The organism is Paenibacillus sp. cl141a (assembly GCF_900109305.1).
GTDB classification, from domain to species: Bacteria; Bacillota; Bacilli; order Paenibacillales; family Paenibacillaceae; genus Paenibacillus_AQ; species Paenibacillus_AQ lautus_A.
The window spans coordinates 58,538-78,819 of record NZ_FNZO01000011.1; the positions used below are offsets into that span (position 1 = coordinate 58,538).

Below are 20,282 nucleotides of genomic sequence, written 5' to 3' on the forward strand. Positions count from 1 at the left end.
TTGTTATTCTTGTTGAAAAAATGAAGGGAAGAGGGGAAGTCGAATTGCAGGAGTACGAATACGAGTATGCCGAGTTTATCTACTATACGCCGGGATATTTGGATAAAGAAGCACAGATCTGGCCCGTCCGGGCGGGGCGAAGTTTAGCCAAGCCCAATTACAAGGTCGGGCCGAAACGGATCGAGTGTTACAGTCTGCACTTCGTGCATGAGGGAACGGTGCGGCTGGAGTTCGACGGGAAACGAGTGGATCTGCAGAAGAATGATCTGTTCTGCCTGTTTCCGGGCCGGACTTATTACTATCACCTGCTTCCCTCGGATGCACCGCTTCGGATGAGCTGGCTGGCCTTGGACGGAAACAGGGTAAGGCCGCTGCTCGAGCTGGCCGGCTTAGTGCCGGAAAGCCCGTTCGGCAGACAAATGATCTCCTCCCGGGTCGAAAAGTCCGCCGAATGTGTGATTGATGCCTTGGCCGGCGTCGAGCGCTGGAAGCCGTCGGTATCGCTCGAGCTGCACGGTTTGGTTTATGGTCTGCTCGCCGGCATGGTTCCCGATGCGGCTTCCGCAGAGCCGACGGAGCTTGCGGGATGGATTCACGAGTGTTTGGATTACATGGAATTGCATGCTACCGAGGGGATATCCGTGCAGCAGGTTGCCGAATTCGCGGGTGTGCACCGCTCGTACTTCTCCAATATGTTCACGAGCCAGGTAGGAATGCCCCCGCTGAAATACCTTCAGCGCATCCGAATGGACAAGGCCAAACGGTTACTAACGGAAACGGACGCCACGATTACCGAGATTGCCTTGTCCCTGGGTTATCCCAATTTGTATTCATTCACCCGGGCGTTCAAGATTTATTTCAAGGTGCCTCCCATAACGATGCGTGAAAATCCATGCTGATTTCAGGAAGCATTATATACTTTTGAAAACGGTTACCGACCCGGTTCTACGGAACCGAAAAAAGGAGACACTCGCCATGAAGCTCTCTACGATTCAAAGATGGCTATCGCCCAGACGAAGCATTCAAGGGAAAATATTCATCGCGTTCAGTGCGGTGACGCTCCTGTCCATCGTCTCCATTACGGTCATCGTGTATATGAGCATGCGCGAGACGATCATGCAAAATGCCGTCACCTCGGTTTCGGACAGCATCCGGCAGGCGGATGAATCGCTGAATATGATGCTGGAGGAAATCGACCGGCTGAACACCGTCGTGGTGACCAACAAAAGCACGGTGATCGACACGCTGCTGAGCCCCCATGAAGAGATTAGTTATGAATGGTTTCAGGAACAGAAACGGATCGACGAGTTTCTCTCCATCCTGATCGATTACAAGCCCTATATTTCGCGAATTGCGGTGGTTGGCTTGAACGGGAAGGTGTATTTCTCGGGCGGTCCGTGGCTGGACAAGACGGTCTTGGGCAGCCCCATGATGGATTACATGCTCCACAACGGATCGCGCCATGCGTATTTCAAGCAGTCGGGCGTATCGGATGCCATCACGATCGGCCGTGAGATTCGATATAACCGTGAAACAATCGGAGTGGTCATGGTGGATCTGAATTATGATTTTATCCAAAAAACATACGGCGTGAAGCCGACCACCGACAGCATGATTTATGTGCTGGACAAGCAGGGCGGTTTCGTCTATGAAGCCGAATCGGCGCCGGCCTTTGCCCCTTCGTTCGATAAAATTCTCCGCATTCATCAAGACCTTGCAGGGAATGGGGATGCCATCAAGCAAAGCATAGACGGCAGAGAGTACATCGTTGTGAGCCGTCAATCCGGGTATACGGGATGGAGCACCCTGGCTCTGATACCAATGGACTCGCTGCTGAGCGAATCGGCAAAGCTCCGCAAACTGTTGGCGGAGGTATCCATCATCGTGTTTATCGTTGTCCTGATCGCTTCGCTGCAGGTATCTTCCCGAATCACACTCAACATCCGGCGATTGAAATCCCTGATGATGTTCGTGAAGGAAGGGAATCTGACGTTCCCGAAAAAGGAAATCAAAAGCGAGGACGAGACCGGTCAGCTGTACCGCGTCTTCACCAGCATGGTGGAGGATTTGAAGCGGCTGCTGGAAGGGATCCGGGTCAGCGAGAAAGAGAAGCGGGAGGCCGAATTAACGGCGCTTCAGGCGCAGATTCATCCTCATTTTTTATACAATTCGCTGAATACAATCAAGTATTTGGCCAAGATGAACGGCGTGCCGAATATCGAAGAGGTGTCCGGATCGTTGATTGAGCTCATGCGCGGCGTTTTAGGCAATTCGAACGAATTTTTGACGGTGCGGGAGGAGCTGGAGTATGTGGAACGCTATATCTCCATCGTGAAGTACAGGTATATGGAGCCGATCCGGATGGTCACCCAGGTGGAGGACGAAACTTTGCTGGAATGCCGGGTCCTGAAGCTGATGCTGCAGCCCCTCGTGGAGAATGCCATCATTCATGGCATCGGACCGATGGAGCAGGAGGGGCTCGTGCTGATACGCGTATGTGAAGCGGGCAGCGACCTCAAGATTGAAGTGATCGACAATGGCAAGGGGATGACGGCGGGGCAGCAGGAACAACTGCTGGGGGAGACGGGCAAGAATGGTAACACGTCCCGCTTCAGCGGCATGGGGGTACGCAATGTGCATGAGCGGATCGTTCACATGTACGGAGATGGCTACGGCGTCAAATTGTACAGTGAGCCGGGTTTATATACGAAGGCCGAGATCCGGCTTCCGAACATAGTGGAGAATAAGGACAAATCCCGACAAGAGGTGATATAAAGCCATGTTTCAAGTGCTGCTTGTTGACGACGAACCGCTGGTGCGGCATGATCTGCGAACGCTATTGGACTGGAATGAGCATGGATTCGAATTATGCGGCCAAGCCCATAACGGCATCATGGCGCTCGCGATGATCGAGCAGTCTCCTCCGCATATCGCGATTATTGACGTGAATATGCCGGAAATGAACGGCGTGGAGCTCAATCGGGAGATTAAGGCACGGTTTCCGTCCATTCAGACGATCATGCTCAGCAGCTTTGATGATTATGACTACGTGCGGGCGTGCCTGAAGAACGGCTCTATCGATTATTTATTGAAGCATCGGCTGGACGGTGCAACGCTTGCTGCCTTGCTTAACAAAGCGGTCCTTGAATTGCGCCGGGCGGATCGGCTGCTGGAAGAGAGCGAGGCCCGCAAGGTTAAGACCGAACGGATAAATCCCGTGCATATCCGCGAATATATCGCGCATCTGGTCAGGGGACGGAAGAAGGCCACCCTGGAGGTTGAGGCGTTTTCGCGAGAAAACGGCCTGTACACCGGTGCGTCAAGCTATGCGGCCGCGGCCCTGCAGATTGTTCCGTTCCTGCTGCTGACGGAGTCATACAGCGACGTGCAGACGAATCGGCTGGTTCAGCAGGTGCTCGATATGATGCAGCAGAGCCTTGGCGATATCCGGGAGCGGACGGCAGCTTATGTGGAGGATGGACGGTTCATGATCGTGTTTGCGTTTAAGGAACGGAGCGAACATGCCATGAAGAGCGAAATCGACGGACAGATGAGGAAGCTTCAGCATGCCCTTGAGCTGTTCCTTAATCTAAAATGCGTAAGCGCCGCCGGACATGTGTGCACCAGCCTGACCCAGCTCGGCACAAGCTACGGCTCCGCCGAACGGTTACTCGACGCTTCCCGCTCGGAGCCGTCCGGCAGCAGCGCGGCCCCCAGGATGCCGGGCCGGGCCGGCGGGCTTGACGATGAATACCACCAGCGAGTATCCCTAACGATTGAGGAACACAAACAGCTGCTGCTTTCGATTGAACGACTGGACATCGAAGGCGTACACGGTTTAATCGACTCAGTTTTTGCATCCATCCACCATCTGCCGATCCATTCGCATACGGTCCAGATGATGGTCAGCGAGCTCATGCAAACTGGGGACAAGGCTTTGAAAACCTGGATTCCAGGGACGGAAGACGCCAAGGAAAAGCTTCCTTCCCGAAGCGAGCTCGGAAGGATCGGCAGCGTCGGGGAGCTGGTGCAGTGGCTGCAATCCTTCTATGCAGGCTTGCTCGGACTGCTGAAGCAGCACCGGGCGGGAGGGCCGTATTCCCGGCATGTCACGCAGGCCATACACTTTATTCTGGAGCGTTACCCGGGTTACGTGACGCTGGAGCTTGCCGCGGGCGCCATCGGCCTGAACTCCTCCTATTTGAGCCGAATATTCAAGGAAGAGACGCAGCGGACGTTCTCGGAGTATCTGAATCGGGTTCGGATCGATGCGGGGCGCAAGCTGCTGGAAAGCGGCAAATACTCGATCAAGGAAATCAGCGGACAAGTGGGGTTTACGACGCATAATTATTTTTTCAAAGTATTCAAGGAAATGACGGGCCTAACCCCGCAGGAGTATTTGAACCGCCTGGGAAGAGGAGAAGGATAAAACCAAGTATTCGGATCGGCAGGGAAACGAACTCAAAAGCCGCCTTGTTATAAACCGTAAAATATGTGGAGTAAATGGTCAAATTTTTGTAACGGGCCGTCAAGGCGGCTGAATTATAATAATCACACACACCAACGGTAAACGCTTACAAATAGGGTTGGTGAATAAGAAAATATGGGGGTAGCTGATACATGCGTAGACGCTGGGGAAGAAACGCGGTCATCTCCATGATCGTTTCCAGCTTGATGCTGGCCGGATGCAGTTCCGATGGAGGATCGAAGAAGGAAGCCGCACCCGAAGGTGCGGAGAATGTCGTACATACCACGGGGTTTCCGATCGTGGACCAACCGGTGGAACTGAAAATGTTCACCCGGATTGCGCCCGTGAACGGTCCGTTCAAGGAGATGCCGGTGTTCCAGGATTACGAGAAATTGAGCAACGTCAAGGTGGAATTCATCGAAGCGCCGACGGACGGTTTCCAGGAGAAGAAAAACCTGCTGTTTGCTTCCAACGAGCTCCCTGACGCCTTGTTCCGTTCCGGGCTCTCGCCGCTTGAGGCCGTTCGCTACGGATCGGCAGGCCAATTGATTCCGCTGGAAGGCCTTATCGACGAATACGCGCCGAATCTGAAGAAATTGATGGAGGAATATCCCGAAATCCGTTCGGGCATCACGACGCCGGAGGGGCACATCTATGCCATTCCCGGCATTGTTACGCTAGGCGCGGCGCGTACGGATAAGAAATGGATCAACCAGATGTGGCTGGAGAAGCTGAATCTGAAGGTGCCGGAGACGACGGACGAACTGTATGAGGTGCTGCTGGCCTTCCGCGACGGAGACCCGAACGGCAACGGGAAGCAGGATGAGCTTCCGATGACGGCACGTGTCGGATTGTCGATTGTGGCCGCGATGAGCGGATCTTTCGGACTGGATACGCAGCTCGGGTATAACATCAATATCGAAAATGACAAAGTGAGCATCTGGATGGGCAGCGACAAGAATAAAGAGATGTTGATGTATTTAAACAAGCTATACAAGGAAAAGCTTTTGGACCCTGAGATATTCTCGCACACGGAAGCTCAGTATTTGGCCAAGCAAGGGTCGGGAAATACGGGATTCTTCTTTGACCAAACCAACAATAACTTCTTGTCGATCCAGGATCAGTATACCGGAATCGCGCCGCCGGCAGGCCCGAACGGAGACCGGATGCAAAGCCAGGCCTTGCCGATTGCGCGGGACTTTGGAGCCTTTGCCATTACGTCCATCAACAAGTACCCGGAAGTCACGATGCGCTGGATCGATTATTTTTACAGCGATGAAGGATCGACGCTTCTGAGATTCGGCAGGGAAGGGGAGCACTACGAGCTCAAGGACGGGATTCCATACTATACGGAGGATTTCCTGAAGGATATTACCAATCAGGCCAAAATCACGCCTTATGCTGGAGGAGGGGCCCCTCACATCATCAGCGAACAGGTTGCTTCGTTCATCAACCCGCCGCAGGTGCAGCAAGCGCAGCAGCAGCTGGATCCGTTCATGCCGAAGGTTCGTTACGCCGCTCCGATGTTCGATGAGCAAACGGCGCAACAGGTCAACATTCTGCGTAACGACATCGACAAATACTACGAGGAGCAAAGCACGAAATTCATTGCGGGCGCGCTTAGCTTCGACAAGTGGGGAGAATTCCAATCCACGCTCCAAAAGATGAAGATCGGCGAACTGGAGAAATTGTATCAGGATGCATATGACAAGATGGAGAAATAAAGCTGCCACATCATCGTGAAGGAGTGGATGCCCATGAAGAGCGCCAACGCGGATAAAGCGATGGCTCTGCCTCGAAGCGATTCGAGGCGGAGCCCCCGCTTGTTAAGACAAATGGCCAAGCGGTATGATCTGTATCTTATGCTGCTTCTGCCCATCGTCTGGTATTTGGTGTTTCACTACGGTCCGTTGTACGGGCTGCAGATTGCCTTTAAAAATTTCAATCCGGCCAAAGGCATTCTCGGCAGCAGCTGGGAGGGCTTCGGACACTTCGAACGCTTCTTCGACTCGTATTATTTCTGGCGGCTGCTGTGGAATACGCTGTCCATCAATTTGTTCTCGCTCTTGATTGCCTTTCCGATTCCGATCCTGCTGGCCTTAATCATCAGCGAAATACGCAGCAAGACCTTCAGCAAATGGCTGCAGAACATTACGTACATACCGCATTTTATATCGGTAGTTGTCATTGTCGGCATCCTGAATGTGTTCCTGTCGCCGACCAGCGGTCCCATCAATCTGTTGATCGAGGCACTCGGCGGCACGCCGATCCGCTTTCTGGAGGAAGCGGGCTGGTTCAAGACCATCTTTATCGGTTCTAACATATGGCAGAGCATGGGGTGGCAGTCCATTATCTACATTGCGGCGCTGAGCGGGGTGAACCCGCAGCTGTACGAGGCGGCGAAGATGGACGGGGCTTCAAGGCTGCGGCGCATTTGGCACATTTCCTTGCCGGGCATTGCGCCTGTCATCATCATCTTGCTTATTTTGGATATCGGCCATTTCATGAACGTGGGCTTCGAGAAAATATTATTGATGCAGAACAACTTGAATCTGGAATCAAGCGACGTCATCTCCACGTTTGTCTACACGACAGGCATTTTAAAAGGGGAGTATAGCTACACGGCTGCAATCGGCCTGTTTAATTCCGCCATCAATCTGGTGCTGCTCCTGCTTGTGAACCGCATTGCGCGCAAGACGTCGGAGACGAGCTTATGGTAAAGGGGGGACGGACATGTCCAAGCCATCGACAATAAAAGAAGCCTCGAGTGAACGGCTATTCGACATCCTGATCTATGCGATCGCCGCGGTCATTATCGTCATCGTGCTGTATCCGCTGTTGTTTATCGTCAGCGCTTCGTTCAGCGACCCGGCACGGGTATTGAACGGCGAAGTTTGGCTGCTGCCGAAGGGCGTGACGCTGGATGCCTATGAGAATATTTTGCACAACGACAAGATTTGGACGGGATATCGCAATACCATCCTCTACACGACCGTCGGCACGGCGATCAATATCATCATGACGATATTGGCGGCCTATCCGCTGTCGAGACCCGATCTTCCCGGACGCAACGGGATCATGGTGCTGATCACGCTGACCATGTTCTTCAACGGCGGGCTGATTCCAACGTATCTGTTGGTCAAAGATTTGGGAATGGTCGACACGATGTGGGCGTTGATCATACCCGGCGCGATCGCGACGTACAATCTGATCGTGATGAGGACGTATTTCCAATCGAGCATTCCTTGGGAGCTGCAGGAGGCGGCCCATATCGACGGGTGCTCCAATTGGAGGCTGCTGTTTAGCATCATCCTGCCCTTATCGAAGCCGATCCTGGCGGTCATGGTGTTGTTCTATGCGGTCGGCCATTGGAATTCGTTCTTTAACGCACTCATATACATCCGAAACGAAGATCTGCACCCGCTTCAGCTGGTGCTGCGCGAAATTTTGCTGATCAGCCAATCGGATGCCGTGGACGGCAGCGTGGGACTGGAAAAAAGCATCCTGCTGGCCGAAAGCATCAAATACGCGGTCATTATCGTATCCAGTTTGCCTGTACTGCTGATGTATCCTTTGGTGCAGCGGCATTTCGTGAAAGGCGTCATGATCGGCTCGATCAAAGGGTAATGCCGGTATGATCGGCTCGATCAAGGGGTAATGCTGATATGATGCACAGCTCACCCTAAAATTCCATTGGAGGTTATATTCTTGAATACGAACGCAACGATTACCATTGATTGCAGCCGCAAGAGCGAGCATGAGATTAATCCGTATCTGTTCGGTCATTTTGTGGAGGATATCCGGGACCATATGGAGGCGATGCTCGCGTTTCCGCTGAAGGACATGGATTTTGAGAGCGAGGCAGAAACGATGACGCCGGTATCGGGAAGCTGGCGCGCGTATACGAACGGACGCAACACCCAGTACGCGATGGAAGCACCGGCGCCCCGGCATTCGGGAAGAGCCCAGCGCATCCGCATCCTGAGCGATGACGAAGCTTATGCCGGCATAACGCAGAAGGCGGCATTAAAGGGGCCGATGAACTATACGGTCCGGCTTGTCGCCCGCGCCTCCATTGAGCTTCAATACGTGATGGTGGAAGCTGTCGACCGGCGCACGGAAGAGACGCTTGGCCAGCTTCGCATGGAGCTTGGCAGCCATAACTGGCAGCACTATGAGGATCAGCTGTCCATATTGCGCGAATGCACAGATGCCGAGATCCGGGTATATGTTCCTGCAGAACATCCAAGGTGGGTCGATCACGTGTCCACCGGCATGCTCTGGATCGATCACGTCTCCTTGCTGCCCGTCGACAGCACTGCCTTGGTCAAACGTGAAGTGGTCGAGATGACTAAAGATTTGAATGCGGGCATGATGAGACTCGCAGGCAATTACATCAGCGCTTACCATTGGGAGCATGGCGTCGGCCCCGTCCTGGAAAGGCCGGTCATGTACAATGAGGCCTGGGGAGGGTGGACCAGCAAATATTTCGGAACGGACGAATTCATCCGCTTTTGCCGAGAGCTGCAGGTGGAGCCCCTGATTTGCGTGAACGACGGATCGGGCACCCCTGAAGAAGCCGCGCAGTGGATCGAATACTGCAACGGGAGCGCGGATACGTCGATGGGGGCTTTACGTGCCCGGAACGGCTTCCCTGAGCCGTATAACGTCAGGTACTGGGAGATCGGCAACGAAGTGTGGGGCCAATGGCAGGTCGGAACTTGCACGGCCGAGCAGTTTGCGGAGCGGACGATATCGTTTGCCAAGGCCATGAAGGAGGCGGACCCCTCCATCGTGCTGCTGGCCTGCGGTCATTACGAGCAGGAATGGAACCGAACCGTGCTAGAACTGGCCGGTGAGAGCATCGATTATTTGACGCTGCATTTGTATCACGGCTACGGCCCTTTCGGCATGAACCGGGATACGCCGGCGGAGGATCGCTATAAGGCGATTGCTTCTTATCCCGAGTGGACCCGGCACCATGTCCGGCAGACGACGGAGCTGATCCGGTCCCGTCCGGAGCATAGCCACGTCAAGCTGGCGATCACTGAATACAACACGATGTATTATCCGAATACGGTGCGAAAAGGGCTGCCGAACGAGCACACGCTGGGAGCCGCGGTGGCCAATGCCGCCAACCTGAATGAAATGATGCGCTGCAGCGACATGGTGCACATCGGCAGCTTCTCCGACCTGGTAAATGGCTGGCTTGGCGGCTGCATACGCGTCGGGGACTATTATGCGGACCAATACTGCGGCAAGCAGCCCGGCTGGAGCGGGCATCCCCTTACGATCTACGGGACGCCAACCTATGAAGTGCTGAAGCTTTACGCCAATCGGGACGTTCGGCGCGTCCTTCCCGTCCAAGCGGAATGCGGAACTTTCTCCGTGGCTTCGAGGAAGGAGACGCCTATGGCACTTGACGCGCTTCTGGACCTGGACATCGTGGCGGGGACGAATGACGACGGCAGCATCGTCACCGTGTTGATCGTAAATCGAAGCCTGGAAGCGGTTAGGGCCGTGCTGGATTTGAAGGCCTTCGAGGCTTCCGGGGAAACGACCCTTTACGAAATCACCGGCGAATCTTACGATGACATCAACTCCGTTTTCCAGCCGGAACATATTATGTGCAAGGAAAGCAGGGTTCCGGCAGAGGCATGGCGCCAAGGCTACGACTTACGGTCTTCATCCGTTTACGCGCTGGAATTCAGAGCCCAGGTGTGATGAAATGAAGCCGTCCTTTTAAAATGAATGTTTTTTCGTGCAAAAGAGTCGGACTGCGTTTGCAGTTTCCGGCTTTTTTTGCGCAGGGAACGGTTCCCGTCCTGCCTGAATCCATGCAGGAAGATCGTACGAATGGACCCGAAATACCCGAAATGTTACATGATTCATCGTTTAACTTATTTATGGGAAGTGTAATTAGAGACTAAATACAAGGATGGGGTGATTGAGATGGCAAACAGAACCGTTGTAAACCAGGAAGCGGTCGAAACCGTGAAGGAGATTATTAAGGATATCGAAACGGCCATGTTCTCCACGATATCGGAGGGCGGGATCAATGCCAGGCCGATGCAGACGCAGGATATCGAATTCGACGGCGACTTGTGGTTCTTAACAAAGCGGGATACCAGCAAATACGAAGAAATCCTGGCGAATCCCAACGTAAATGTCGCTTATGTGGGCAAATCCTACGTATCGATCCGAGGCAAGGCCGAAGTCGTGGATGATCTGGAGAAGAAGAAGTCGCTCTGGAATGCGGCGCACGAAAAATTTCTGCAGACGTCCTACGACGATCCCAACATTATTCTGATCAAGGTGGACACGGACACCGCGGAGTATTGGGAAACCGGAAACAAAACGAAAACGGTGAAAGCCTTCTTCAAGAAAATGGTGGGCCAAGAGCCCAAGGGCGACTCGGATATAAACAAAACCGTAGATCTCCATTGATAACGAAAATTCGTTCATTAGCAGTGGCAAAACCGCAGGATCCAGCATCCTGCGGTTTCTTTATGCTAGCCGAACCCGCGCGCATATCCTTCAAGACGGATCCCGTATTGGTTATGAATGGATGAGCACCGGTTGGGGTGGGCACTTTAATACATTACAGGGCATATTTAGCACCAAGAAGGAATATACCTCATCAAACAAGTGAGAATTATGTGAATTCGTGCTGGAATTCGCCTGCAAACCATAACGTGCAACTGGATGGTTTGATTGCAGTCATGATATAATTTTTTCATAAATATGAAAAATAGATTCCAGGAGAGGAGGTAGTACATTGGGAAGGCGTTATTGCAAATGGATCAAATTGCGGAATTAGGTTGTCATATTCTCTTCTGCGAACTACCTCTTTTTCATGGAAATATCGTATATAGAATGACCTGTTCAGATGCAAACGCACATGGCCTTTAATTCAATCTGGAGGTGAATCCCTCTGAAGAGGGAAATCATTGGACATTATTACCATCACTAATTTAATCATACTTGCCATACTGATTGCGTTGACCGCTTTTTTCGTGGCGTCCGAGTTTGCCGTCGTTAAAATCCGCATGTCGCGGATCGATCAATTAATAACGGAAGGAAACAAGAAGGCGGTTGTTGCCAAAAAGGTAGCCGGCGATCTCGATTACTATCTCTCGGCCTGCCAGCTCGGCATTACGGTGACGGCGCTGGGGCTCGGGGCCATCGGCAAGCCGGCCGTTGAGCGTTTCATGTACCCGGTATTCGATTGGTTTGACGTATCGGCTTCAACGGCCTCGATTGCCTCTTACGCCATAGCGTTCATTCTCGTAACCTTTTTGCATGTCGTGGTGGGAGAGATGGCGCCCAAGACCTTGGCTATTCAATTCTCGGAAAAGACGACGCTGCTCCTTGCAGCCCCGCTGTATTGGTTCGGCAAGCTGATGTATCCGTTCATTTGGGCGTTGAATGGAGCCTCGCGCGTGCTTCTTCGTGCATTCGGCGTGAAACCTGCGCCGCATGAGCAGGCCTATACGGAGGAGGAACTGCGCATCGTCATGGCGCAGAGCTTTCAGGGCGGCGAGATCAATGGGACCAAGCTGGCTTACATGGAAAACGTGTTTTCGTTTGATGAGCGCGTGGCCAAAGACATTATGGTACCGAGAACGGATCTGATCACCCTGGATAAAGGCATGGAATACCCGGACATCGTCCGTATCCTGGATGAGCACAACTATACGCGGTACCCTGTCATCGAGGATGGCAGCAAGGATCGGGTGGTTGGCGTCGTCAACGTCAAGAAGATGCTGCCCCACATCGTGGCCGGTCGAGACCGCAAGCTGGAAGAATTCGTTCGGGACCTCCCGGTCGTGCTTGAAATTACGCCGATCCAGGATGCCATGCTGAAGATGCAGCAGGAGCAGATGCATATGGCTTTGGTGATTGATGAATACGGCGGTACGGCGGGGATCCTGACCCTGGAGGATATTTTGGAAGAGATCGTAGGGGAAATTCGCGACGAATTCGATGAAGATGAAGTAGCGGATATCCGGAAGATCGGAGAACGCGAATACCTGATAAGCGGACGGGTTCTCTTGGAGGAGCTTGAAAAGCGCTTCGGCTTGGTATTCGAGGATAACGAGGAGATGGATACGATCGGCGGCTGGATACAGTACAAGAAAGGCACGACGGCTCAAGACGGCGATGAGATCCAGCATGGCGAGCATATATGGGCCGTAGCGGAAACGGATAATTTTCAGATCAAACACGTCATTCTCAGACACGGATGATTTAGGGCATGGCATGATCCCGTGTACATTCAGACCATAACTTTTTTGGAGGTGAATCCCTCGCAAGAGGGAAATCATTGGACGGAATAATCGCGTTGAATTTATTTTTGGTAGCCGTGTTCATCGGACTGACTGCATTTTTCGTAGGGGCCGAATTCGCCATCTTGAAGGTGCGGCTGTCCCGGATCGATCAATTGATCGCCGAAGGGAATAAACGGGCGGTCACGGCCAGGAAGGTAGCCCATGAGCTGGATTACTATTTGTCCGCCTGCCAGCTTGGAATCACCATTACGGCTCTCGTGCTGGGCGCGCTGGGCGAACCGACCGTCGAAAGGATGCTGCATCCGCTGTTTGAACGATTCGACGTGCCGGCGGCGGTGGCAACGGTGCTCTCTTATGCCATTGCCCTTGGGATCATCACGTTCCTGCATGTCGTCATAGGGGAACTGGCGCCTAAAACATTGGCGATCCAATTTGCCGAGAAAATGACGCTGCTGCTGGCGTCTCCCTTGTATTGGTTTGGGAAGATCATGTATCCGTTCATTTATGCATTGAATGGAGCTTCGCGTCTCCTGCTTCGAGTATTCGGCGTAAAACCGGCAGGGCATGAAACGGTCCATTCCGAGGAGGAATTGAAGTGGATCGTGGACCAGAGCTACGAGAGCGGCGAAATCAACCAGACTGAGATGGGGTATTTGACCAATATATTTGCTTTTGAAGAGCGCACCCTGCGCGAAATCATGGTCCCGAGAGATCGGATCGTTACGGTAGAACGAGGGTGGCCCCTTGCCAATATCCTGGAGGTTCTGGGCGAGTACGACTATACCCGTTACCCGGTGACGGAATCGGGACGCGCGGAGGATTTCATCGGGTTTATCCATACGAAGGAGATGCTGACGGGCATAGCGGCGGGAAGAAACTGCAGCGTGAATGACTTTATTCACGACATGCCGCGTTTTCCGGAGTCGTCTTCGATCAAGGACGTCCTGATCAAGATGCAGCAAATCCGCGTGCATATGGCCGTCGTCACGAACGAATCCGGCACGACGATCGGGCTGGTGACGATGGAGGATATTCTGGAGGAGATCGTGGGCGATATCCGGGACGAATCGGATCGCCGCGAGTTGCAGGGGGCACACGCCTAAGCGATGCGAACTAGCAACGGGCACAATTCTGGAATAGGGTTAAATTTCCTTGTGGCCACCTATCCGTGGTGAGAGGGCATGGAATTGCCGAAAAATAAAAAAGAGCAGCTTCAACACGAAGCTGCTCTTTTTGCATGTGTCCTATCGAGTAGGTCTGCGTGCTGCCCCCATCGTAAAGCCGAAGCTGTACGTGCGGTTGGAAGGCAGCGTGAATTCTTCATGGATCGGCGCTCCCCAGCTGTCGTCGCCGCCGACGCCCATTTGCTTGTAGTTGATGCGCAGGACGGTTTTATCGCTTGGCGGTAGCTTGTACGCATGGTCGCTGCCCTCCAGCTCCTCCGGCGTCCACGGCAGTGCGCATATTTCCATGAGGGAGGAACTCTCGAATTCCAGTCCGTCCCCGCTATGCTCCCCGGTTAGCAGCGCAAAGCGCACATCCGTTTTATTCCCGCACTCTTGAGGCCTCAGATAAGGGACGAACTGATCAGCGACCTTGCCCGCGTATCGGCCGATTTTGGCTCCTGTCTTCCGGTCCCAATAATTATCATGCGGTCCCCGCCCATACCAGCTGAGCGTATCGAGTCCTTCATCCAGCAAGAACAGCATGCCGACTTCCGGAATGTCGGGCAGACCGGCGCCAGGGTTCAAGGTTTCATGCACGCGGAGGGTGCCGTCCGGATAGATTCGATATTCCAGCGTCAGGCTGGATACGGGATGGGTCTCGATCCGATAGTGGCTGGAGACCACGACGGCAGGGCCTTCCGCATGCCAGCGCAAAGACAGCAGCTTTCGCCGATCATGGGCCGTTCTCCACACGCCGCTGCGTTCAGGGAGCCGGTTGCCCAGATCGTTGTCGGTGACGGCCCGCCAGAAATTCGGTCTTGCCGGCGCCAGCAGGCATTCCCTGCCGGACAGTGCGTAGGATGTCAGATCCCCGGTGCCAAGGTGGAAACGCAACGAGACGGCAGAACCCCTGATGATAAGCTCTTCATCCGACTCGGCAGCTTCCAGAGCCTGCACGTTTGCAAGAGCGTCCGTTTCGGGTTGCTCGGCTATATACGGCGTCAGCACAAACTGCTCCCAAGCCTCCTCATGTCCTGCAGGCGCCCACTTGGTGCTCTCCTTCCGAACGAGGGAGACGGTGAGAATCGCTTCTTTTCCTTCGTCCTCCACAGGGGAGTACGGAACGTGAATTTCCGCTTGCTCACCTGGCTGAAGCGAGAGCTCGAGCGTGCCGGATTGGCTGACTTTGCCGTTTAGCGTTACGTCCCATTGTACAAGATACGAATCGAGGCTGGTAAACAAGAAACGGTTGCTGACCCGAATCCGGCTTGCGGCAGGATCCAGGCTTTCGAACTTGACGTTCTGGTAGCATTTTTTCACTTCGTCCAGCTTAGGGGTTTTGGTTCGGTCCGCGAAGATCAGGCCGTTCCCGCTGAAGTTGCCGTCATGCGGCGTTTCGTTGAAGTCTCCGCCGTAAGCCAAATATGGTATGCCGTCCGTCGTTTGGGTGCGGATTGCTTGATCGATCCAATCCCATATAAAAGCCCCTTGCAAAATGTCGTACTTCTCAAACAGCTCCCAATACAGGTGAAGCCCGCCGCAGGAATTGCCCATCGCGTGACTGTACTCGCAAATGATATAAGGCTTGTCCGGATTGCTGTTGGCATACTTCTCCACATCCTGCGGCCTTGCATACATGGTGGATTCCATGTCGCTGGCCGCTTCGGACGCCCTGTAATGAAAGATTCCCTCGTAATGAACCAGCCGGGACGGGTCGGCTTCCTTCAGAAAATCGTGCATCGCAACGAAGTTGTCGCCTCCGAACGATTCGTTGCCAAGCGACCAGATGATGACCGAGGGGTGATTCTTGTCGCGTTGGAACATCGAATTGCAGCGGTCCAATACGTTGTCGCGCCACTCCAGCTTGCTGCCGGGCACCGTTTCTTCCAGCTCCTGTTGCCCATACGTCCAGGTTCCGTGCGTCTCCAAGTTCGTTTCATCGATGACATATAACCCGTATTCATCGCAGAGGTCATACCATGCGGATTGATTCGGGTAATGGGAAGTCCGTACCGCATTAATGTTATGTGTCTTCATCAGCTCAATATCGGTGATCATGTCTTCACGGCTGAGGGCCCGCCCGGTATCCGGGGAGAATTCATGCCTGTTCACGCCTTTGAACAGAATGCGCTGACCGTTGATTCGCATGAGCCCGTCCTTCAGCTCGAAGCGGCGGAATCCCGTGCGGCAGCTTACGGCTCCGCGGCAAGCTCCGTCCGTATTCTTCAATGCCAGGACAACGGTGTACAAATAAGGCGATTCCGCGCTCCATTTCTCGGGTTCGGGGACGTTCATGCTCAGGGTAAAGCTGCCCTCTTCAATGATGTAATCCGCAATGGTAAGTGTTTGTTTCTGGACCAGCTGCCGGTCCTGATCGTAGAGAAGCGCCTCCAACTGGAGCGTGTCCTTGTCGATGGTTTCGTTATAATAATTCGTGACGGCTGCATCGATTTGCAGCTCGGCATGCCGGTACTCGTCATCAAGAACCGGGCGCACAAAGAAATCGGAGATATGGACGGCAGGGACCGAATAGAGATAGACCTCGCGGAAGATCCCGCTAAGCCTCCAAAAATCCTGATCCTCAAGCCAGCTCGCATCGCACCATCGGTATACCTCAACGGCTAATTTGTTCTTGCCCTCAATCAGATAGGGGGTAAGGTCGAACTCGGCCGGCGTAAACGTATCCTCGCTATACCCGACCATCTCGCCGTTCACCCATACATAGAAAGCGGATTCAACACCTTGGAAGCTAATATAAACGGGCTGTTCCTTCCATGCTTCAGGTACCGTGAATTCACGGATGTAGGAGCCCACGGGATTGTATCGGGTCGGTGCGAAGGGGGCTTTCAATTCAGGCTCCGATTCGGCCCAGGGGTATCTTACGTTCGTATATTGAGGATAGTCATAGCCTTGAAGCTGCCAATGGGAAGGGACGGGAAGATCGGCCCAGCTCCCGGAATCGTAATCGGCCTCGTGGAAGTTTTGAATGCGCTCTTCAGGCGTTTTGGCGAAAGCGAATTTCCAGGTCCCGTTTAATGACTGATACCAGGGAGACATGGCGTGGTCAAGGCTCAGCGCCTCGGACTCCGTCGGGAAATTCATCATGTAAGCATGCGCTTTGTGACGGTTCAACTGAAAAATATTCGGATTATTATTCCATTCGGGATAACCGTTTGCAGGTGCCTGGTAAATGAATTTGGTACGCAATGTGCTCAGCTCCTCCTAGATTATGGTTTCCTTCTACTGACAGTATAGAGGTTAATTCCGCCCAAGAGTATAAGGAAGTTGGGCTATTTCTATCACACGATCAACAAAATAGCGAAATTTCGATCACTTAGATGGTCAAATGAATATCTTGCTGCCAGGGAAGCCGTTGGTTATGTCCAGCGGCATCAACATGACCAATATTACATTTACATGGAATAATGTTTATGAAATAATAGTTAGTAAATGATCATTCACTAACGATGGGAGGAATGCGCATGGTAAGACCTCGCGAATTTCAAGACGAGGGGATCTTCCACGGTGTCTACCGGGCACTATGCAAAAAGGGCTACGGCCAGTTAGCCTTAACCGACATCACGCATGAAATGAACATCTCGCCGGCAGCCTTAATGAAGCGATTCGGATCTAAGAAGAATCTGCTCCTGGCCTACAGCGATTATGTCATTCAATTAACCAAGCAAGCCTTCCACGATGCGGACTTGTCCGGCCAATCCAGAATCGAGGCGCTTAAAACGGTGTTCAGGGATGCCGTCTCGCATATGAAGGATCCTGTGGAATTGGCCAACCATACCTCCTTCTATCTGGAAGGGACGAATGATCCGGATTTGCTGGAGAAGACCCGGTACCGGCTGCAGCTGATTGATGAGTTTACCCGAAAGATGCTGGATCAGGCGATCACGAACAAAGAGATCGTGCCATGTGACGTGGCACGGGTCAGCCGGGTGCTGCAAGCCGCGATCAGCGGCGCCATGCTGATCTGGATCAAAGAGTCGGACCGAAGCTTGGACGAACTGTTTGACGAGTGCTTTCAGGTCATATTCGCCTCGCTCGTTCAAGGCGGTACGGAATAATGCCCATTTTATTATGGAGAGGTGGAGGGCTATGCCGCTTTACAAAGGAAGGGAAGTCGATTTGTATTATGAAGTGAAGGGAGAAGGGAAGCCGCTGGTGTTTACGCACGGAGCTTCCTGGAATCATAAACAGTGGCGGCCTCAAGTCGATGCCTTCTCCCGTCGGTATCAAACCGTGGTGTGGGATATCCGGGGGCATGGCTCCTCTTCCTTGCCGCAAGGCAAGGTGGATTCGGAGGATTTCAGCAGGGATTTGGCGGATTTGCTAAGCGAACTCGGCATTGAACAAGCGACGCTTTGCGGGCTGTCCCTGGGCGGTCATATTTCGCTGCAGACTGCCGTTCGCTATCCGGAGAAGGTTGCGGCCCTGGTACTGATCGGCACGCCATTCACGAATGCGTTTAATTGGTTCGAGCGCATGTTCGTGCCGATAAACCGCTTAACAAGTTATCTGATGCCGATGTCTTTATCCGGAAAAATACAAGGCAGGATGTTATCCAAATTTAATAAGAGCAATCAAGCCTATATTGAGCAAGCTTTTGGCTCTATTGCTCATTCCGATTGGATTCGGATATGGGATGCGGTGACCCGAATGGACAGCACGCATGATCTGCACAAAATCCAGTGTCCGGTATTGCTGCTTCAAGGCGAAAGCGACACGATGATCCGAAGGCAGCAGGCATACATGCAGGAACAAATCGCGAACGCGCAGTTGAAAATCATCCGAAACGCTCATCACGCAACGAATTTGGATAACCCCGACGAGGTGAACGAGGCGATCGCTTCATTTCTGTCGGAGCACGCGATCTAGCGGTATCTGAGCCCTTTCATTGACACCCCAAAACAGGGTTGCTACAATTTTAGGCATATATCCATCGGAATACAAGGGTTATCAAGGAGGGGACGAACTTGAATCGATTCGGTTCCACAGATCCATTCATACGTAATGAACGCGAAGCGGTGATCGCGGCCCGGGCCGACAAGCTGGGAGCGATATTCGCGGAAAGAGCACCTCAGCACGATCTGGAGGGATCGTTTCCGTTCGAGAATTTTGATGATTTGAAGGAGTCCGGTTATCTGAAGCTGACCGTTCCGGCAGCCTTTGGAGGAGAAGAAGCCTCCGTATACGAAATGGTGCTTGCCCAGGAACGGCTCGCCCGAGGAGACGGGTCTACGGCGCTGGCCGTAGGCTGGCATATCGGGCAGATACTGCAGCTGCGCCTTTCCGGGGCTTGGCCGGAGCCGTTATTTGAGAGATTGTGCAGAGACGTTGTAGCAGAAGGCACGGTCATTAATGAACTGGCGAGCGAGCCTGCGACGGGGAGCCCCAGCCGGGGCGGAAGGCCGGAGACGACGGCACGGCGGGTGTCGGGCGGCTGGCGCATCACCGGACGCAAAACCTTCAGCACGTTAAGCCCGATCTTGAAGCAATTCGTGGTTACGGCCGGAATCGAGCATAGCGAGAAGGTCGGCGCGTTCCTCGTTCGCAGCGGGCCCGGGGTCAAGGTTGAAGAGACCTGGAATACGATGGGCATGCGGGCAACGGGAAGCCATGACGTGATTCTGGAGGACGTATTCGTGCCGGACACGGAAGTCATTCGGGGGCCCGATTATGAGAAGCCTGAGTTTCCCGTGCCTACGGAAGGCATTCTGCTCCATATCCCGGCATGTTATATGGGGATTGCTTATGCCGCGCGAAATTTTGCCATCGATTTTGCCCGTCGTCATCAACCGAACTCCTTGACGGTGCCCATTGCCGAATTGCCGAATGTCCAAAGGCAGATCGCCCAAATCGAAGTTGACCTGCTGACGGCTCGCAGTTACCTGTACCAAACTGCCGACCGCTGGGACAAGGAAGCGGAGAACCGCGCCGCGCTCAAACCCGAGCTTGGGCTTGCCAAGTACGTCGTGACCAATGCGGCGGTCCGGATTGTCGATCAGGCCATGCGGATCGTTGGGGGATTGAGTCTCTCCCGGAAGCTCCCGTTGGAGCGTATGTACCGGGATGTCCGGGCAGGTCTTCATAATCCGCCGATGGATGATGTCGTGCTGACGAATTTGGCCAAACGGGCCCTTTCGGAAGCGGAGGAGAAGGAAAATCAGGAGCCTTGATCTGATCGGACGAGAGAGCCACTTAGCAGGAAATAAGGATAGAAACCGCGGGAGAGCTGGCTCCGGCGGTTTTTTTTTCGCTTCGCGTGCCGGACATTCCTTTTTGCGGCTCCATTACATAATCGCGGCATCTTCTGCAGCCTCTGCTTCATATACATACACTTAGGTT

14 protein-coding genes are annotated in these 20,282 nt (G+C 53.3%); 13 read left to right on the top strand and 1 reads right to left on the bottom strand.

Annotated elements, in window-relative coordinates:
* Positions 1-44 precede the first annotated feature (44 nt).
* From BMX45_RS24360 to BMX45_RS24405, 10 genes are all read left to right on the top strand, one after another.
* Positions 45-899 (top strand): AraC family transcriptional regulator, encoded by an 855-nt coding sequence (locus tag BMX45_RS24360; protein ID WP_090912606.1) that lies wholly within the window; start codon positions 45-47, stop codon positions 897-899.
* Positions 900-975: 76 nt separating this feature from the next.
* On the top strand, positions 976-2,775 hold the full coding sequence (locus tag BMX45_RS24365) for a sensor histidine kinase (RefSeq protein ID WP_090912609.1): 1,800 nt from the start codon (positions 976-978) through the stop codon (positions 2,773-2,775).
* Positions 2,776-2,779: 4 nt separating this feature from the next.
* Positions 2,780-4,429, top strand: coding sequence for a response regulator (locus tag BMX45_RS24370; RefSeq protein WP_090912611.1), 1,650 nt, complete (start codon positions 2,780-2,782; stop codon positions 4,427-4,429).
* Positions 4,430-4,620: 191 nt separating this feature from the next.
* On the top strand, positions 4,621-6,192 hold the full coding sequence (locus BMX45_RS24375) for an extracellular solute-binding protein (RefSeq protein ID WP_090912613.1): 1,572 nt from the start codon (positions 4,621-4,623) through the stop codon (positions 6,190-6,192).
* A gap of 60 nt (positions 6,193-6,252) precedes the next feature.
* Positions 6,253-7,188 (top strand): ABC transporter permease, encoded by a 936-nt coding sequence (locus BMX45_RS24380; protein WP_254778257.1) that lies wholly within the window; start codon positions 6,253-6,255, stop codon positions 7,186-7,188.
* Between the two features lie 13 nt (positions 7,189-7,201).
* Positions 7,202-8,095: a carbohydrate ABC transporter permease gene (locus tag BMX45_RS24385; protein WP_090912617.1), complete on the top strand. Its 894-nt coding sequence runs from the start codon at positions 7,202-7,204 to the stop codon at positions 8,093-8,095.
* 81 nt (positions 8,096-8,176) lie between these two features.
* The gene (locus BMX45_RS24390) at positions 8,177-10,192 is read left to right on the top strand and encodes an alpha-L-arabinofuranosidase C-terminal domain-containing protein (protein WP_090912619.1); all 2,016 of its coding nucleotides are present in this window, start codon (positions 8,177-8,179) and stop codon (positions 10,190-10,192) included.
* 228 nt (positions 10,193-10,420) lie between these two features.
* Positions 10,421-10,915, top strand: a complete 495-nt coding sequence (locus tag BMX45_RS24395; protein WP_090912621.1) for a pyridoxamine 5'-phosphate oxidase family protein — start codon at positions 10,421-10,423, stop codon at positions 10,913-10,915.
* 503 nt (positions 10,916-11,418) lie between these two features.
* A complete protein-coding gene (locus BMX45_RS24400) occupies positions 11,419-12,717 on the top strand; it encodes a hemolysin family protein (protein WP_090912623.1) in 1,299 nt (432 codons plus the stop codon).
* A 77-nt stretch (positions 12,718-12,794) separates the two neighbouring features.
* Positions 12,795-13,862, top strand: a complete 1,068-nt coding sequence (locus BMX45_RS24405) for a hemolysin family protein (RefSeq protein WP_090912625.1) — start codon at positions 12,795-12,797, stop codon at positions 13,860-13,862.
* 141 nt (positions 13,863-14,003) lie between these two features.
* Here the strand turns inward: BMX45_RS24405 and BMX45_RS24410 are convergent, their stop codons facing one another.
* The gene (locus BMX45_RS24410; protein WP_090912627.1) at positions 14,004-17,132 is read right to left on the bottom strand and encodes a beta-galactosidase, LacZ type; all 3,129 of its coding nucleotides are present in this window, start codon (positions 17,130-17,132) and stop codon (positions 14,004-14,006) included.
* A gap of 275 nt (positions 17,133-17,407) precedes the next feature.
* On the opposite strand from BMX45_RS24410, the gene BMX45_RS24415 reads away from it, so the two are divergent.
* From BMX45_RS24415 to BMX45_RS24425, 3 genes are all read left to right on the top strand, one after another.
* Entirely contained in the window at positions 17,408-18,001 is a 594-nt protein-coding gene (locus tag BMX45_RS24415; RefSeq protein WP_090912629.1) for a TetR/AcrR family transcriptional regulator, read from the top strand.
* A gap of 31 nt (positions 18,002-18,032) precedes the next feature.
* Positions 18,033-18,812 (top strand): alpha/beta fold hydrolase, encoded by a 780-nt coding sequence (locus BMX45_RS24420; protein WP_090912631.1) that lies wholly within the window; start codon positions 18,033-18,035, stop codon positions 18,810-18,812.
* A 98-nt stretch (positions 18,813-18,910) separates the two neighbouring features.
* On the top strand, positions 18,911-20,113 hold the full coding sequence (locus BMX45_RS24425) for an acyl-CoA dehydrogenase family protein (protein ID WP_090912633.1): 1,203 nt from the start codon (positions 18,911-18,913) through the stop codon (positions 20,111-20,113).
* Positions 20,114-20,282 lie beyond the last annotated feature (169 nt).

Excerpts from the sequence above, each read along its gene's own strand:
- BMX45_RS24365 (WP_090912609.1), top strand. The coding sequence starts at position 976 with ATGAAGCTCTCTACGATTCAAAGATGGCTATCGCCCAGACGAAGCATT.
- BMX45_RS24370 (WP_090912611.1), top strand. The coding sequence starts at position 2,780 with ATGTTTCAAGTGCTGCTTGTTGACGACGAACCGCTGGTGCGGCATGAT.
- BMX45_RS24375 (WP_090912613.1), top strand. The coding sequence starts at position 4,621 with ATGCGTAGACGCTGGGGAAGAAACGCGGTCATCTCCATGATCGTTTCC.
- BMX45_RS24380 (WP_254778257.1), top strand. The coding sequence starts at position 6,253 with ATGGCTCTGCCTCGAAGCGATTCGAGGCGGAGCCCCCGCTTGTTAAGA.
- BMX45_RS24385 (WP_090912617.1), top strand. The coding sequence starts at position 7,202 with ATGTCCAAGCCATCGACAATAAAAGAAGCCTCGAGTGAACGGCTATTC.
- BMX45_RS24395 (WP_090912621.1), top strand. The coding sequence starts at position 10,421 with ATGGCAAACAGAACCGTTGTAAACCAGGAAGCGGTCGAAACCGTGAAG.
- BMX45_RS24415 (WP_090912629.1), top strand. The coding sequence starts at position 17,408 with ATGGTAAGACCTCGCGAATTTCAAGACGAGGGGATCTTCCACGGTGTC.
- BMX45_RS24420 (WP_090912631.1), top strand. The coding sequence starts at position 18,033 with ATGCCGCTTTACAAAGGAAGGGAAGTCGATTTGTATTATGAAGTGAAG.